This window comes from bacterium SCSIO 12696 (assembly GCA_024397955.1).
In the GTDB taxonomy this organism is placed as follows: Bacteria; Pseudomonadota; Gammaproteobacteria; order Pseudomonadales; family Porticoccaceae; genus SCSIO-12696.
Genome location: CP073744.1, coordinates 2,121,973 through 2,137,832, shown reverse-complemented (window position 1 = coordinate 2,137,832; position 15,860 = coordinate 2,121,973). Strand labels below are relative to the sequence as shown.

General features: G+C 52.4%; 17 protein-coding genes. 5 read left to right on the top strand and 12 right to left on the bottom strand.

Annotated elements, in window-relative coordinates:
• Window positions 1-42: 42 nt before the first annotated feature.
• The 6 genes from KFE80_09890 to yaaA all read right to left on the bottom strand — a co-directional run bounded on the left by KFE80_09890 (window position 43) and on the right by yaaA (window position 4,151).
• Window positions 43-516, bottom strand: a complete 474-nt coding sequence (locus KFE80_09890) for a DUF4234 domain-containing protein (protein UTW44703.1) — start codon at window positions 514-516, stop codon at window positions 43-45.
• A gap of 113 nt (window positions 517-629) precedes the next feature.
• Entirely contained in the window at window positions 630-1,229 is a 600-nt protein-coding gene (locus KFE80_09885; GenBank protein UTW44702.1) for a DUF924 domain-containing protein, read from the bottom strand.
• A gap of 1 nt (window position 1,230) precedes the next feature.
• On the bottom strand, window positions 1,231-2,166 hold the full coding sequence (locus tag KFE80_09880; GenBank protein UTW44701.1) for a pyridoxal-phosphate dependent enzyme: 936 nt from the start codon (window positions 2,164-2,166) through the stop codon (window positions 1,231-1,233).
• Window positions 2,159-2,764, bottom strand: coding sequence for an FMN-binding negative transcriptional regulator (locus KFE80_09875; GenBank protein UTW44700.1), 606 nt, complete (start codon window positions 2,762-2,764; stop codon window positions 2,159-2,161). The genes KFE80_09880 and KFE80_09875 overlap by 8 nt, the downstream gene beginning before the upstream one ends.
• Window positions 2,765-2,767: 3 nt before the next feature.
• Window positions 2,768-3,361 (bottom strand): DUF938 domain-containing protein, encoded by a 594-nt coding sequence (locus tag KFE80_09870; protein ID UTW44699.1) that lies wholly within the window; start codon window positions 3,359-3,361, stop codon window positions 2,768-2,770.
• Window positions 3,362-3,377: 16 nt separating this feature from the next.
• Window positions 3,378-4,151: a peroxide stress protein YaaA gene (gene yaaA, locus KFE80_09865; protein UTW44698.1), complete on the bottom strand. Its 774-nt coding sequence runs from the start codon at window positions 4,149-4,151 to the stop codon at window positions 3,378-3,380.
• Between the two features lie 79 nt (window positions 4,152-4,230).
• On the opposite strand from yaaA, the gene KFE80_09860 reads away from it, so the two are divergent.
• Window positions 4,231-5,520 (top strand): M48 family metalloprotease, encoded by a 1,290-nt coding sequence (locus tag KFE80_09860; protein ID UTW44697.1) that lies wholly within the window; start codon window positions 4,231-4,233, stop codon window positions 5,518-5,520.
• A gap of 92 nt (window positions 5,521-5,612) precedes the next feature.
• Window positions 5,613-6,974, top strand: a complete 1,362-nt coding sequence (locus KFE80_09855) for a hypothetical protein (GenBank protein UTW44696.1) — start codon at window positions 5,613-5,615, stop codon at window positions 6,972-6,974.
• A gap of 61 nt (window positions 6,975-7,035) precedes the next feature.
• Here KFE80_09855 and phoU read toward each other — a convergent pair whose 3' ends face one another.
• The 5 genes from phoU to KFE80_09830 all read right to left on the bottom strand — a co-directional run bounded on the left by phoU (window position 7,036) and on the right by KFE80_09830 (window position 12,607).
• Window positions 7,036-7,731 (bottom strand): phosphate signaling complex protein PhoU, encoded by a 696-nt coding sequence (gene phoU, locus KFE80_09850; protein ID UTW44695.1) that lies wholly within the window; start codon window positions 7,729-7,731, stop codon window positions 7,036-7,038.
• An 18-nt stretch (window positions 7,732-7,749) separates the two neighbouring features.
• Window positions 7,750-8,592, bottom strand: coding sequence for a phosphate ABC transporter ATP-binding protein (locus KFE80_09845; protein UTW44694.1), 843 nt, complete (start codon window positions 8,590-8,592; stop codon window positions 7,750-7,752).
• Window positions 8,593-8,692: 100 nt separating this feature from the next.
• Window positions 8,693-9,994, bottom strand: coding sequence for a phosphate ABC transporter permease PstA (gene pstA / locus KFE80_09840; protein UTW44693.1), 1,302 nt, complete (start codon window positions 9,992-9,994; stop codon window positions 8,693-8,695).
• Window positions 9,987-11,381, bottom strand: a complete 1,395-nt coding sequence (gene pstC, locus KFE80_09835) for a phosphate ABC transporter permease subunit PstC (GenBank protein UTW44692.1) — start codon at window positions 11,379-11,381, stop codon at window positions 9,987-9,989. Before pstC ends, pstA begins: the two co-directional genes overlap by 8 nt.
• Before the next feature lie 161 nt (window positions 11,382-11,542).
• Complete coding sequence (locus KFE80_09830; GenBank protein UTW46689.1) at window positions 11,543-12,607, bottom strand: PstS family phosphate ABC transporter substrate-binding protein; 1,065 nt, start codon at window positions 12,605-12,607, stop codon at window positions 11,543-11,545.
• 200 nt (window positions 12,608-12,807) lie between these two features.
• Between KFE80_09830 and KFE80_09825 the strand changes: the two genes are divergently transcribed.
• The 3 genes from KFE80_09825 to KFE80_09815 are packed head-to-tail and all read left to right on the top strand — an operon-like array spanning window position 12,808 to window position 15,155.
• Complete coding sequence (locus tag KFE80_09825) at window positions 12,808-13,359, top strand: TRAP transporter small permease subunit (protein ID UTW44691.1); 552 nt, start codon at window positions 12,808-12,810, stop codon at window positions 13,357-13,359.
• A 2-nt stretch (window positions 13,360-13,361) separates the two neighbouring features.
• Window positions 13,362-14,726 (top strand): TRAP transporter large permease subunit, encoded by a 1,365-nt coding sequence (locus KFE80_09820; GenBank protein ID UTW44690.1) that lies wholly within the window; start codon window positions 13,362-13,364, stop codon window positions 14,724-14,726.
• Window positions 14,727-14,768: 42 nt separating this feature from the next.
• Entirely contained in the window at window positions 14,769-15,155 is a 387-nt protein-coding gene (locus KFE80_09815) for an acyl-CoA thioesterase (protein UTW44689.1), read from the top strand.
• Between the two features lie 35 nt (window positions 15,156-15,190).
• Here the strand turns inward: KFE80_09815 and KFE80_09810 are convergent, their stop codons facing one another.
• The gene (locus KFE80_09810) at window positions 15,191-15,859 is read right to left on the bottom strand and encodes a penicillin-insensitive murein endopeptidase (protein UTW44688.1); all 669 of its coding nucleotides are present in this window, start codon (window positions 15,857-15,859) and stop codon (window positions 15,191-15,193) included.
• Window position 15,860: the final 1 nt, after the last annotated feature.

The following is a 15,860-nucleotide window of genomic DNA, read 5'->3' as shown; positions in this document are numbered from 1 at the left end:
GACTCACCTTGCAGTGTCAAATAAATACTCGTCAAGCACCACTCATTCTTGAATGGATTCATCAATGGCTTCATTGATTTTGTATTGCAGGTAAAGCCCACCAAAAAAGAACGTCATAATGCCATTAAGTTTTCGAGCAAGAATATTTTCCAGTCGACTACGAATACCGAAAATCACCAGTAGCCACAGCACGAAGTAAGCCAGATTGAGAATAGCCTCTAGAATAAGACCGGACTCATCAACGAATTCAGTGATAAAGCCCGACAAGAAGGTAGCAATCACGATTGCGACAAATCCATTGAGCAGGCCTGCAGATATTTTTTCACCATGGAATTGGTTAATCACCTGTGCCCGGTTATACATCCAATAAATATAATAAATACCCAACGTAATAATACCTAAACCAAAAACACCCCAAGCGCTAATGCGTTTAAAGTTCATAGCCCCCGCTTTTGCATTGGTATTCAGCACCTCAGAACCGGGGGTCTTGTATGGGTTTGCAGTTGTGTGTTCCATGAACGCATCCTTGTTAATTATTGAAGGCGCCATACTATCTTCAATGGCAAATATTTCAAGAGCAACGCCACCATGGGCAATTAATGCTTTTGCAAAAACCGCACGTTGAAGTACTAAAATCTACTACCCGGCTGTTTTAAAAACTCAACTTCTTCTGCCGTTGACTCACGACCTAATAATTTATTTCGATGAGGATAACGGCCGAAGCGTTCAATAATTACTCGGTGTTTTTCCGCAAATTCAACAAACCCGGCAAACAATTTTTGATCGGTTTCTGGCACTTCACTGTGGAGTCGTTCGAAGGCCGTCACCGATAAGTTTTGCATGTCCATGGACTCTGCGTGCTCCAAGGGCATGTAGAAAAACACACGCTGGATCGGGCTGAGTTTTTTATCAACACCACGGTCAATCCCTTCAATGCATAATGCCAGTGCCAAACCATCTTGGGAGAAAGATTGGCCACTATCGCGGTACATATTGCGCGAGAATTGGTCGAGTACAACAATGGCCGCCAGCCGGCCCTGTGGGCTTTCCAGCCATTGCGGTTGCTGGCCGTCAACAAGGGCCTGCAAGTCTCCTTCAAACTGGCGTTTAATCTGGCAATCCACTTCCGGATTTTTACCCCACCAAAGCGATGATTGGCGACTGGCAATTTCTGCATCAGCGCCATCACCAAACCAAAAGTCCAATACCTGTTGATAATCTGTTGCCATCTCAGCTCCGATATTTTTCCATTTCAGATTCCATACCCCGCAAACCCTGTAAGCCACCACTGTGCAACACCACAACCTTTGAGGCCGGCGGAAAGTAATCGGCATCAATCAGATGGAATAATCCATAAAGCATTTTACCGGTGTAAAGTGGCTCAAGTGGGATACTGCTATGAGAGTGCCATTGATCCATAAACGCCACCAGCTGCTGACTGAGTTTACCGAAACCACCACAATCATAGCCCTCAATAATGCGCCATGGCTTTTGAAGACAGTGTTCAGGCAACCAGCTGCGAATATCGCTTTGTAGCTTATGGTTGTTTTTGATCACAGAAAAACCCAGAACGGTTGCCCGACCCTTAACCCCTGCAATTAGCCCCGCCATGGTGGCACCGGTGCCACAGGCGACACAGAGGTAATCCATCCCCGGTGTTTGGGCCACAATTTCTGCACCCAGCTCGGCACAACCACGAACCGCTAATTGACCAGCACCGCCTTCAGGAATCAGGTAGCCATTGGTGACCGACGCCATCAGCTCCTGACAAAAATCATCCTCATAGCGGCGACGATAATCTCCGTAACTCAGCGGCCTCAAATCCATTCCCCAGCTCTGGGCGTCTTTCAACATGGCATTGAGTGGCTGAGGCAAGGGGCCACGAATAAAGCCGATAGTATTTAATCCCTGTTGTTTTCCCGCATAGGCCAGGGCATGAAGATGGTTCGACCAGGCACCGCCAAAACTGGCAACGGCGGAAAAACCCTCCCGCTTTGCGTAGTCCAGGTTGTACTTCAGCTTGTGAAATTTATTGCCAGAAATTTGTGGGTGGCGAAGGTCTTCGCGTTTGATAATCAGTTGGATATCTTTCTCAGCCAGCACGCCAACCCTAACACGCTCTATTGGCGTCGCTAGCCCCAACTCCGAACAAGGCAAATTAGTCACCAGTACCTATGCCGTACTTACGCATGTACTCAAGCAGCTGCCTGGCATCACCACATTCATTCGCCAAACCATGTGTTACACCCCTTTGATCCTCTGAGCTTTTATGCTGGCCCAACTTTTCCTTGGCTTGAATATCGTCGACAACAATTTTAAAACCAACGATACCATTCAATAATTTATTTTTATGCTCGTCTGAAATAACTTCAGCAGACAAACCCGGATCGTATTTTTGAATCAATTGATCCAGGCGTTTAAGAGTTTCGTCTCCATCTGTTAGATGCACCGTACCCTGTACATGAACAGCCGCATAGTTCCAGGTAGGCACGGCGGGCTTATTCGCGTACCAAGATGGCGATATATAAGCGTGCGGCCCATGAAAAACTGCTAACACCCGAGTTTGAGCAATTTGTTTTATTTGTGTATTGGCTTTGGAAAAGTGCCCGTACAGCACTGGGATACCATCACTCTGAAACTTCAATAGGAGAGGGAGGTGGGAAGCGTCAAGATTTCCGGAAATCACTGTGGCAAAACTGTAGTTATCGATAAAACTATAAATTTTATCGGCTTCTTTCATCCTCCATTTATCGGGGACATACATAAATTATTTCTTTTCCCAAACCAACAACCGATTATTTGCCGGCATTTCATAGTCATCCAACAACGACATGCTCTGCTCCTTCGCCAGCTTTTCAACCGCTTCAAAATCGCGAATTGCCCGGTGAGATGCCGTCTCTTTTAACCAGACATCAAAACTGGCATTGCTGTCGCTGGTGTATTGGCCATTGTAATTAAACGGCCCGTAAATACAGAAGCGGCCACCAGGCGACAATACCTTACCCACATGAACAAATAGATTCTGCACACTTTGCCAAGACATAATATGCAAGGTATTGGCAGTAAACACGCCATCGACAGCGTCTAAATTCCACTCCGGCATATCGACATCCAGCAATAAAGGGCGCTGCAAATTAGCGCATGGAAAATCATCAATCCACTGGTTAATGCCAATGTGATTTTCCGGCAAGTCACTGGTTTGCCAGTGCAGGTGAGGAAGCTCCGGAGCAAAATGAACCGCATGCTGGCCGGTGCCACTACCCACTTCCAGTACTCGCTTGCTGTGCGCAAGCGCCTTTTTCAGAATTGCAAGAACTGGCCTTTTGTTATTTTCGCAGGCTTGGGAATACGGCTTTTCCATGATGCGAACTCATCCCTCACTGTTCATCTCTAAGGAATACCCAGTTATTTCCTGTTGATTGCTCTTCGCTGTAATAGTAGCCATCGCTGTCAAAGTTTTTAATATCTTCGGGATTCTTGAGGCGACTTTTAATGATATAGGCACTCATCAAACCTCGAGCTTTTTTGGCGTAAAAGCTAATCATTTTGTACTGACCATTTTTAAAATCCTTAAACGCCGGGGTAATAATTTCCGCATTCAAGGCCTTCGGCTGTACCGCTTTAAAGTACTCATTGGAGGCCAGATTAATCAGTACCGGTTTTTTGTCACTGGCCAGCTCAACATTCAAAGCCTCGGTAATGGTATCGCCCCAAAACTCATAGAGATTTTTACCGCCTTTGTTGGCAAATTTGGTACCCATTTCCAGCCGATAAGGCTGAATCAGGTCCAGCGGCTTTAACAGGCCGTAAAGGCCAGAGAGAATGCGTAAATGTTTCTGCGCCCAATTAAAGTCGTGCTGAGTAAAGCTCTCCGCATCCAGGCCGGTGTATACATCCCCCTTAAACGCCAACAATGCCTGCTTGGCATTTTTTTCCGTAAAAGGGCGCTTCCAGCTTTGAAAACGGTCGTAGTTGAGCTGGCCGATCTTATCGCTCACCTTCATCAACGCACTGATGTCCTGGGGTGCCAACTGGCGTAGCTCACCGATCAATTTGGCAGAATTAGCCAGAAACTCCGCTTGGCTGTGCCTGTTGGCTTTGGGGGGCGTGTCAAAATCCAGGGTTTTCGCAGGGGAAATAATTATGTGCATATTTTTACCTTTGGCGGCTGTTCAGGCGCTAAAATTAACAACGATTATACGGCCAAACTGACCGAAAAGGATGATTGCCATGTCTCTACGTCGCCCCCTATTGCTTGTACTGCTGTCAGCGCTGTTTGCCAGCGGCTGCGCAGTAAACCCGGTTACCGGCAAAAAGGAACTGTCGCTACTATCTACCCAACAGGAGGTTCAGATTGGCCAACAGCAATATCGCCCGCAAGTGCAGTCTCAGGGAGGGAGTTACTATGTGGACAACGAGCTGCAGTTTTATATCAACAATGTGGGCCAAAAGCTGGCCAAAGTCAGCGATCGCCCCGATTTGCCCTACGAATTCACCGTACTCAACAGCTCTGTACCCAACGCCTGGGCCCTGCCCGGCGGCAAGATCGCCATCAACCGCGGTTTGTTGGTGTATCTGGAAGATGAAGCCCAGCTGGCGGCGGTGCTGAGCCACGAAATTGTTCACGCCGCCGCCCGCCACACTGCAGCGCGCCTTAGCCAGCAGCAATTGCTGGGAGCAGGGTTAGCGGTAGCCGGCGGTTTTGCCAAAGACACCCAATACGAAGGCGCATTAGCCCAGTGGGGTGGACTGGGCGCCTCTGCGTTGATGGCCCGCTACGGGCGTGACGACGAGCTGGAATCCGACCAGTACGGCATGCTGTATATGAAACGGGCGGGCTACGACCCCCAGGGGGCGGTGGAGTTACAGCAGGTGTTTGTGCGCCTTTCCCAGGGGCGACGCAGCGACCCGATCTCCGCCCTGTTTGCCAGCCATCCGCCATCCCAACAGCGAGTCGCTGCTAATAAAAGTCATGTGGCGCAATTGGGCAGCGGCGGCACTCGCAATCGCAGCGGTTACCAACGGGCCATCGCCCAACTCAAGAAGGACGCCCCGGCCTACCAGGCAGCAGAAGAGGCACAGCAGTTATTGGCCGCCCAAAAACCTCAAGAGGCCCTGAAAAAGCTGGACCGGGCAGTGGCCTTGCAGCCAGGAGAAAGTAGCTTTTGGGAACTGCGTGGCGTTGCCTGGGAGATGCAAAACAACTTGGCCAATGCGGAAAAGTCCTACACCACCGCCATTGGCAAGAACCCTGCTTATTTCAAACCCCACGCACTCCGCGGTTTGGTGCGTCTGCAACAAAACCAATTAAATTCGGCGGAACAGGATTTATTGGCCAGCTATCGGATTCTGCCAACCTTGCCTACCAGCTATTACCTGGGTGAGTTGGCGTTTCAGCGCAGAGACTATCAGCGGGCGCAAAAGTACTTCCAGGAAGCGGCTCGAGGCAGTGGTGATCTGGCGCAAAAAGCCCAACAGCGTATGGCGGAAATGCAACCGCAAGGCCAAACTCAACCCTGAGAACCTGTTCAGCTTCGATTCAGATTAACCGATATACACTGCACCAATACCTGACCACAGGCCCCGAATAACAACAAGACCGGTGCAGAACAATGTCCAGATTACTTGCCCTTTTGTGCGCAGCCGCCGTTTGCGGTGGTTGCGCTTTTAACAACGCCATCAACCGGGGCGACCAACAATTCACCGGCGGCAACTACGAGCGCGCTGTAGAAGCCTACCAGCAGGCGCTCATCACCAAGCCCGACTCGGTAAAAGCCCAGCAAAAGCTGGCCATTGCACAACAGCAGCTGGATATCTGGAGCGATCAGATTGCCGCTGCTGCCAGCCGCAGCGAACAGAGCCAACTGTCTGGTCTGGCCGCCGTGCTCTACCAAAAGCAGTCGCAATTACGAGGGGACAGTGCGGCAGCAACACGAGCCGCAAAACTGCGACGGAAACTCACACAGGCTTACGCACCTCAGGTATTCGTAACAGGCGACGCCGAGTTGATCAGTACCACTGAGCAACCTACTCAAACTTACCGTTCAGGCGAGGCCAACCATATTCCACTGAAAGTCACCGCAGGCCAGCCTGTGTTTGATGTGCAAGAGTTTGAAGCCACCGGCAGTTACGAGTACGTCAGCGGCACCATTACCCGCAGCAATCCGGAATACCTGGTCATTGAGGACGATTTACAATCACTCCATTACCAGCTGGAGCAATTGCGAGAACAGGAGCACTACCAACAGTCAGGCATTGGTAAGCAGGAACACCGGCTGGCGAAACGCAAAGGTGCTCTTGATGAGCAACGCCGCTTACTGTCAGCATCGACACCGGGCACTACTGAGCACACAGACATTCAACAACGCATCAGTGAACTGAAACAACGTGTGCGCCAAAGCAAAGACCAACTGGCGTCACTGCAAAGCGACCTCAAGGATACTCTGCACCAATTACAGAAGTGCGAACGCGACTACCACCACCTCGAAGACGAATTGGCCGCCACTCCCGTTGAAATTATCGAAGACGTTTACGCTACCTACACCTACCCGGTGCTGGAAGTGGTGCAGACGGCGACACTGGAACTGAGTTTTACCCAAGGCAATGAACAGCAAAATGCCACTGTTACCTATCGTTACGACGATCAGGTCTTTACCGGCGACTCGCGGATCGGCTTGAACGACAACCCCAGAGACCCGTTAAGCCGGGCAGAGCTGAGACAATCTGTACTGGCCAAGGGCGCTGAGCGAGTGGCGCAACAGGCCGCGCTGATTGGTGATGACTATCGGCAACAATTACTGGATCAGGCTTTTCAGCAACCGGACCAACAAGGCAAGTTAGACCGGCTGATCCGTTATGCGCTTAGCAGTGACCAGCCCATGAGTCCGGACACTTATCATTTGACTAACCAGCTGCTGCGCACAGAGTTCGGCACCGGTGGAAATCTGGATGTTTATCAATTACTGAAAAAATAAAAAAACGCCTTGCTACACAAAATAGCAAGGCGTTTTTATACCACTTGGGGAAAACTCAGCTTTACGCTTCGTCCAAGTGCCCGTGGCGAATGTCTTTACCTTTCACCAGGTAAACCACCTGCTCACAGATATTTTTGGCGTGGTCACCAACACGCTCCAGTGCACGCAGAGTCCACATAATGTTCATCACCCGGGTAATGCTGCGAGGGTCTTCCATCATGTAAGTCACCAGCTCACGCAGGGCGCTCTTGTAGTCCATATCCACTTGGTCATCATCACCAAGGGTTTTTAACGCTGCTTCCACATCGTAGCGAGCAAAGGCATTCAGCGAGCTGTTGAGCATGTCACACACGCTGTTGGCGATATGGCGAATTTCCAGATAACCGCGAGGCGCCGTACCCTGCTCACTCAGGTTAATGGCCATTTTGGCAACGCGAACCGCTTCGTCACCAATGCGCTCCAGGTCGTGTACGGTTTTGCTCACCGCAATCACCATGCGCAGGTCACTGGCAGCCGGTTGGCGGCGTGCGATCAACAGGGTGCAAGCTTCGTCGATTTCCATTTCGGTTTCATCGATGTCCACTTCCTGCTCAATAACTCGCTCCGCCAGAGAGGAGTCGGCGTGCTCTACCGCCTGTACCGCATCCAGCAGCTGCTGATGAACCGAGCCACCCATTTCCAGCATACGGGTTTTTACCTGCTCAAGTTCGTCGTTAAATTCCTGAGAAATATGTTGGTCAAATTGCATACTAGCCATGTTGTTATACTCCTTTCCTTATCCGAAACGGCCGGTAATGTAAGCTTCGGTGAGCTCATGCTCCGGCGAGGTAAACACTTTCTGGGTGTCATTCACTTCTACCAGGTGCCCCAGGTGGAAGTAAGCGGTGCGCTGGGAAACCCGCGCCGCCTGTTGCATCGAGTGAGTCACAATGGCGATGGTGTAATTTTCGCGCAGCTCGGCAATCAGTTCTTCGATGCGAGCGGTTGCAATGGGGTCCAAAGCAGAACAGGGCTCATCCATCAAAATCACTTCCGGGCTTACCGCAATGGCGCGAGCAATACACAGGCGCTGTTGCTGACCACCGGAGAGGCCGGTACCCGGTGATTGCAGGCGATCTTTCACCTCATCCCACAGGGAAGCGCGACGCAAACTGGTTTCAACAATTTCATCCAGCTCACCACGGCGACTGGCCAGGCCGTGCAAACGCGGGCCGTAAGCCACATTGTCATAAATAGACTTGGGGAAAGGATTCGGCTTTTGGAACACCATGCCGATACGAGCGCGCAAGGCAACCACGTCCATCTTCTTACCGTAGATGTCTTCGCCATCCAGGGTCAGGTCACCACTCACACGGCAACTCTCCACGGTGTCGTTCATGCGGTTGAGGCAGCGCAAGAAGGTGGATTTACCACAGCCGGACGGGCCGATCATAGCAATCACCTGATTCTTACCCACATCCAGGCTAACATCAAAAATCGCCTGCTTTTCGCCATAAAACACATTGGCGTTGCGCACGGCCATTTTGGCATCGTCCACCAGAGGCTCACCCACGGTTTCACCATGCTCGATATCACGTACCACTTCTGACTCGGTGCGTTCTTCTTTGTTCATTAACATCCCGCCGGTTTGTCCTGTCGCTAGAGTTGTCATCGCATTCTACCTAAGTTGTTCGCATTTCGGTGGCGTGCAACGCACCGCCACCACTCTGCCATAGCTGTTACCAGCGGCGCTCAAGCCGCTTACGCAAAATTACTGCCAGGGTATTCATCATGATCAGGAAGCTCAGCAGCACCATAATTGCCGCCGACGTCTTTTCCACAAATGCCCGTTCCGGGCTGTCTGCCCACAGATAAATCTGCACAGGCAGCACCGTGGCCGGATCGTTGATGGCTCCGGGCACGTCCACCACGAAGGCCACCAAACCAATCATCAGCAGCGGCGCACTTTCACCCAGCGCTTGCGCCATACCGATAATGGAACCGGTAAGCATGCCGGGCATGGCCAATGGCAGTACGTGGTGCAGCACCACCTGCATGGGCGAGGCACCCATGCCCATGGCCGCCTGGCGGATGGAGGGCGGCACGGCCTTAATGGCTGCGCGACTGGAAATAATAATCGTCGGCAAAGTCATCAACGTCAGCACCAGGCCCGCCACAATGGGCGTGGAACGAGGGGTGTGGAAGAAGTTGATAAATACCGCCAAACCCAACAAACCGAAAATAATGGAAGGTACGGCCGCGAGGTTGTTGATATTTACCTCAATCAAGTCCGTCCATTTGTTCTTGGGGGCAAACTCTTCCAGATAGACCGCCGCCGCCACACCGATCGGGAACGACAACATCAGGGTAATCAGCAGGGTGAAGAACGAGCCTTTGGCTGCCCCCCAGATACCCGCCAGCTCAGGCTCGCGAGAATCACCATTGCTGAAGAAGTTGCGGCTGAATTGCAGCTCTATCTCGCCGGACTCCGCCAGCGCTTTGGTCCAGGTACGCTGGTTTTCGGTGGTAGCACCGGTAAACTCTTCGCCACTCAGAGTTTTGTAATAAGTGTCGATATCGTCATCCGCCAGCAACCATAGGGTTTCGGTTTTTCCCAATAGCTGTGGATCGTTTTGCAGACGTTCCCGTAGCTCAAACGAGGCACCCAAACTGGCAATGCGATAAAGCTCTTTTTTCTGCTTGCGGGTACTGGCTTCCGGGAAGCGGTCGCGCAGAGCCTTCTTCACCACGCCTTCAAAGTTGGCGAGGGCCATCTGGTCCTCGTCGTTGACGTCGTACACCCCCAACACATCAGCGTCGTAGGTGACTTCCAGTTGAATATACGCCTGGAAGAAAGCCCCTTTGCCCTTGCTGATAATGTCGGTGAACAGAATCACCAACGCCAACAGGCCAAACGCAATAGAGAGTATGCCGTAAAGACGGAAGCGCTTTTCTGCCCGGTAGCGTTTCGCCAGGGTTTTGTTGACCTTGTCGATATTGCTGGTGGCAGGGGCGCCGTTTTGCTGTGTGGTATCAGTCATATTGCTCTCGATATTTCTTCACAGTACGCAGGGCGAACAGGTTCAACAACAGGGTAACCACGAACAGCATCAGGCCCAGGGCAAAGGCTGCCAGGGTCTTCGGACTGTCGAATTCTTGGTCGCCCACCAACAGGGTAACGATCTGAACGGTTACCGTGGTCACGGTATCCAATGGGTTGGCGGTCATATTGGCCGCCAGGCCAGCGGCCATCACCACAATCATGGTTTCACCAATGGCGCGAGACACCGCCAGCATAATGCCGCCGACAATACCCGGCAGTGCCGCCGGGAAAATCACTTTCTTGATGGTTTCCGACTTGGTGGCACCCAGACCCAAAGAGCCATCGCGCAGGCTCTGGGGCACCGCGGTAATCACATCGTCCGCCAGAGAGGAAACAAACGGGATAATCATAATGCCCATCACGCCACCGGCGGCGAGGGCAGATTCCGAAGACACATCCAGGCCCATAGATTCACCCAGTTCGCGCAGGAACGGGGCAACGGTCAAAGCGGCGAAGAAGCCGTAAACCACGGTGGGGATACCCGCCAGAATTTCCAGCATGGGCTTGGCCACACTGCGCACTCGAGGGTTGGCGTATTCCGCCAGGTAGATGGCCGACATCAGGCCAACCGGCACCGCCACTACCATGGCAATAAAGGAGATCAGCAAGGTGCCAACGAACAGTGGCACAGCGCCAAAGCTACCGGATGACGCCACCTGGTCCGCACGAATCGCGGTTTGCGGGCTCCACTCGGTACCAAAGATAAAGCCGGTAACCGTCACCTCGTCGAAGTTGAAGAAACGGATGGTTTCAAATACCACAGAGAAGACAATGCCCACGGTGGTCAGAATGGCGATACAGGCACAAGCCAGCAGTGTGGTTTTAAACACAATTTCCACATGGTGGCGGGCTTTCAGCTGTGGCGACACTTTGCGCCAACCCCAAAAGCCGCCCACAACCGCCAGCGACAAAACCGCGGCGGTAAGGATTTTTTGGGTGTTGCCCTGCAGAGCGGTCAAACGATCTGCAGCGGCTGCCAGGGCTTGCTCGTCTGCACCCGCAGACAACGCCCCAGAGGCAATATTCTCAATACGGTTGAGCAACAGATTGTGCTCAGCGGTGGTTTGCGGCTGCAGGGCGTCTGGCAGCCCAGACAGCACCACCTGGGTAATGATGGGCTCATCAAACATAGCCCACAGCGCCATTAACAGCAGGGCCGGAACACAACACCAAATAGCGGTTTGTGCACCGTAGTAAAACGGCAACGAATTGAGGTGGCGAATGCCCCCCATTGGCTTGGCCAGGGCAAACGATCGGCCGCGCCCCAGGTAGTAGGCAATGCCCACCATCGCAGCCAGCACAATAATCAGGTTGGCGGTTTGCATGGTTGGTTCAGTTCCTGTTGTTTGGCAATCAGGGCGCACTTTTTAGCGCGGCCCAGAGAAAGAAATAGCTCAGCAGTGTGTCACTACTGAGCTAAGTCCATTAACCATTCCGTTGGTTTAAAAAAAGAGGAGTCACTGTTGCAACTCCCCTTTTCGGTTCCTTACAGAGATTCCAGAGTCTGCAGGCCGTTAACAGAAGCAGCCATGCCACGACGCTTGGTAGAACCCATTGGGATCATACCTTTCTCAGCCAGGTAGCCTTCTTCACCCCAAGCTTTTTCGCTGGTGAATTCAGCCAGGTATTGCTTGATGCCAGGGATCACGCCAACGTGGTCCTTCTTCACGTAGAAGTACAGTGGGCGAGAAACCGGGTAAGACTTGTCAGCAATGGTTTCAAAGGTAGGCGCGTTGCCTTCAATGATAGAACCTTGAACCTTGTCGCTGTTCTGCTCCAGGAAAGAGAAGCCGAAGATACCCAGGGCATTGGGGTTAGCAGCCAGCTTTTGAACGATCAGGTTGTCGTTCTCGCCCGCTTCGATGTACGCGCCGTCTTCACGAACAGTGTGAGCGATAGCTTTGTACTTCTTCTTGTCTTTCTTCTTCATGGCCTTGATCCAAGCAAATTTCTTGGCGCCACCTTCCATTGCCAGCTCGGCGAAAGCGTCACGGGTACCGGAAGTTGGAGGAGGACCCAAAACCTCGATTTTAACGTTAGGCAGAGCCGGGTTAACGTCTTTCCAGGTCTTGTAAGGGTTAGGGATCAGAGACTCAGAACCGTCTGGGTTAGGAACGTCTTTGGCCAGAGCCAGGTAGATGTCCTTGCGGCTCAGCTGCATGGGCTTGCTCTTAACAGAGTTAGACAGAACAATGCCGTCGTAACCGATCAGAACTTCAACGACGTTAGTTACACCGTTCTTTTTGCACAGCTCGAACTCAGACGCTTTCATGCGACGAGAAGCGTTGGTGATGTCTGGGTGCTCGGCGCCCAGGCCAGCACAGAACAGCTTCATACCACCACCAGAACCAGTGGATTCGATCTTGGGAGTGCTGAACTTGGTGGCTTTACCGAAACGCTCAGCAACAACAGTAGCAAACGGGTAAACAGTAGAAGAACCTACAATGCTAATGTAGTCACGAGAAGCGGCGATAGCAGCGGCACTTGCCAGAGTAGCAGCGGCAGCCAGGCCAGCGATAGTTAATTTGGTGCTCTTTTTCACGTTGGTCATCTCCATGGGAGGGTTATGGATCAGTTACTTCCGGGAAAATGCTAGATTTTTCGGATGACAATAATATGAATGGTATGTGACAGAAAGATTACAGTGGGCACAGATCAGGGGCATACTCGCTCTCCTGTAAACTGCGCTCTGTCTCCTTTAACTGTTCTCCTGATACTATCCGCCATTGATAACAAAAATATGACGGCAACATGACTCCCTCACAGCCCTTGCAACAACTGGCCTCCGCCATCAACCATTTCAGCGAATGGAGTGGCCGCGCCCTCAGCTGGCTAACCCTGGCCATGGCGCTGCTAACCACAACCGTGGTGGTGATGCGCTATGTCTTGGAAATCAACTCCATCGCCCTGCAAGAAAGCGTCACCTACTTGCACGCCACCGTGTTTTTGATGGGTGCCGCCTTTACCCTCAAGCGTGGCGGCCATGTGCGCGTCGACCTTTTCTACCGCCGGCTGCAACCCCGCTGGCAAGCCCTCGTGGATGCCCTTGGTGGCTTATTGCTACTGCTGCCCATGTGCGTGGTGATTTTCTGGCTGTGCCTGGACTACGTGGCTGCCAGTTGGCAGGTCAGGGAAGTCTCTACCGAGCCCGGTGGCCTGCCGTTTGTCTACCTGCTGAAATCCCTGTTGTTGATGATGCCAATCACCCTCGGCCTGCAAGCCTTGGCAGACATTATTGCCAATACCTTATTCTTCCTCGGCAAAGGCGGTAGCCACATCGAACCCCACGACGGGGGCCTGTGATCATGGTCGAAAGTATCCCTCTGATTATGTTCGCGGTGGTCTGCCTGCTGCTGATGCTGGGCTACCCGGTAGCCATGACACTGGGCGGTACCGCACTGATTTTTGCCGCGGTGGGCAGCGCCACCGGCCACTTTGATATGGCGTTTCTGGAAGCCCTTCCCAACCGCCTTTACGGCACCATGGCCAACCAGACACTGATTGCGGTACCGCTGTTTATCCTGATGGGGGTGATGCTGGAAAAAGCCCGCTTGGCAGAAGACTTACTGGACAGCATGTCGCGGCTGTTTGGCCGCCTCCCCGGCGGCCTTGGCATTGCGGTGATTGTGGTGGGAATGCTGTTGGCGGCCAGTACCGGTATTGTCGGCGCCACTGTCGTTACCATGGGGCTGATGTCGTTACCCACCATGCTCAAGCGCGGTTACAGCCCGGCATTGGCCAGCGGCACCATCTGCGCCACTGGCACCCTGGGGCAGATTATTCCCCCTTCCATTGCCCTGGTATTGCTGGGGGACATTCTTTCCAATGCCTACCAACAAGCCCAGCTCAATATGGGCATCTTTACCCCGGACACCGTATCCATTGGCGAGCTGTTTGTGGGTGCGATTATTCCCGGGCTGGCGTTAGTGGTGCTTTATATTATTTATCTGTTGTTTGTGGCCCGCATCAAACCCGAGCTGGCTCCCGCCAGCGATGACCTGGAAGCCATCACTACCGGCCAACTCCTGAAAAGCCTGCTGCCTCCCGTACTGCTGATTGTGTTGGTACTCGGCTCTATTCTGAAAGGGGCCGCCACCCCCACCGAAGCTGCCGGCGTCGGCGCTATTGGGGCGACCGTACTGGCACTGGTGCGCCAGCAACTGAATCTGGAACGGCTGCGCCAGGTAATGCGCAACACCACCGAAGTCACCGCCATGGTGTTTATGATATTGATCGGCGCGGCGATTTTTTCCCTGGTGTTCCGGGGTTTTGGTGGCGAAGAACTGGTCACCGAGGTCTTTGAAAGCCTGCCTGGCGGCGTGTTCGGGGCCACCCTGCTGGTAATGCTGGTGATCTTTCTGCTCGGCTTTATCCTCGACTTTATCGAAATCACCTTTGTGGTGGTGCCCATTGTGGCCCCGGTACTGCTGGCCATGGGCCTGGACCCGGTTTGGTTGGGCATTATGATTGCCATAAACCTTCAAACCTCATTCCTGACGCCACCGTTTGGCTTTGCCCTGTTTTACCTGCGTGGGGTGGCGCCAGAATCCGTCGCCACAGGGCACATCTATAAAGGCGTCATACCTTTTATTGCCATTCAGCTTTCAATGATGGCCGTACTGGCACTGTGGCCGGATCTGGCCACCTGGTTGCCGGAAAAACTGTTTTGAATCGAGGGCAAACCTGCCCAGAACCCAACGAGTAGCAAACCCATGAGCCAAACACTTCCCACCGGCACCCTCAGCCTGCAAACCATTGCCATGCCCGCCGACACCAATCCCAACGGCGATATTTTTGGCGGCTGGGTGCTGTCGCAAATGGACTTGGCGGCCAGCATCCACGCCCGCCGTATTGCCAAAGGGCGGGTGGCCACTGTGCACATCAGCAATATGTCGTTTCTCAAACCCGTTCCGGTGGGCTCAACCGTAAGTTGTTACACCGAGCTGGAAAAAGTAGGGCACGCCTCGATGCACTTTAAGCTGGATGTGTGGTGTACCCCACTGGATGAACTGGAGGCATTTAAAGTGACTGAGGGAGAATTTGTGTTTGTGGCGATTGATGATGAAGGGAAAAGCCGGGCAGTGCCAAAGTCAGACTGAATGACCACGATACTGCTCCAATGGCCTACAATCCCTTATTTACAGGGTATTTGAAAATCAACATGGTAATGCTCGTCATGCCTTACCCACGAACGCTTTTTAGAAAAACGAATGTTTTTCTTCAGGTAGTCACCGTACTGTGTAGCCAATAAATAGGGCTGGAGCCCTGGGTCAAAAATAACTCGCCACAATTCATAGCCTTCTGACTGAGCCGTTTTGTGCAGAGACACAATATGCGCAGCTAAGGAGTTGTAATCAATCGCCAAGTCTTTGTACTTCCCGGACGCGTCGAACTCGATGTCATAGCCAAAGCGGTTAAAGGCATGGGTTGGCAAATGCACAGATTTCCCCTCCGAGTTAATAACGGGGCTCATAAAATCAACCGACAGGCCATTTCTGTGCGTCTTATGAGGCTTAAACTGCCCCCCTTGTTTAAACCCGGTTTCCGCGTACTTAAACACTTTATCCGGGTATTCACGGTTTAAGTGCTCATATGATTTAAGGATGATTTTACGTACTTCGGAGTGCACATACGTACGCCCTGCCAACCTGCCTACGCGGCTATAGCCAACAAAGTTCGCGCCTCGAAAGGGCAACTCAACACCGTTTTCCAGGCGGCCATCGGAGGTTGTGCCGTAGCAACTACTGGTTTGGGCGAACGCACAGGAAGCAAAAACAGACAGGCAAAAAATAACAACCTTCAAT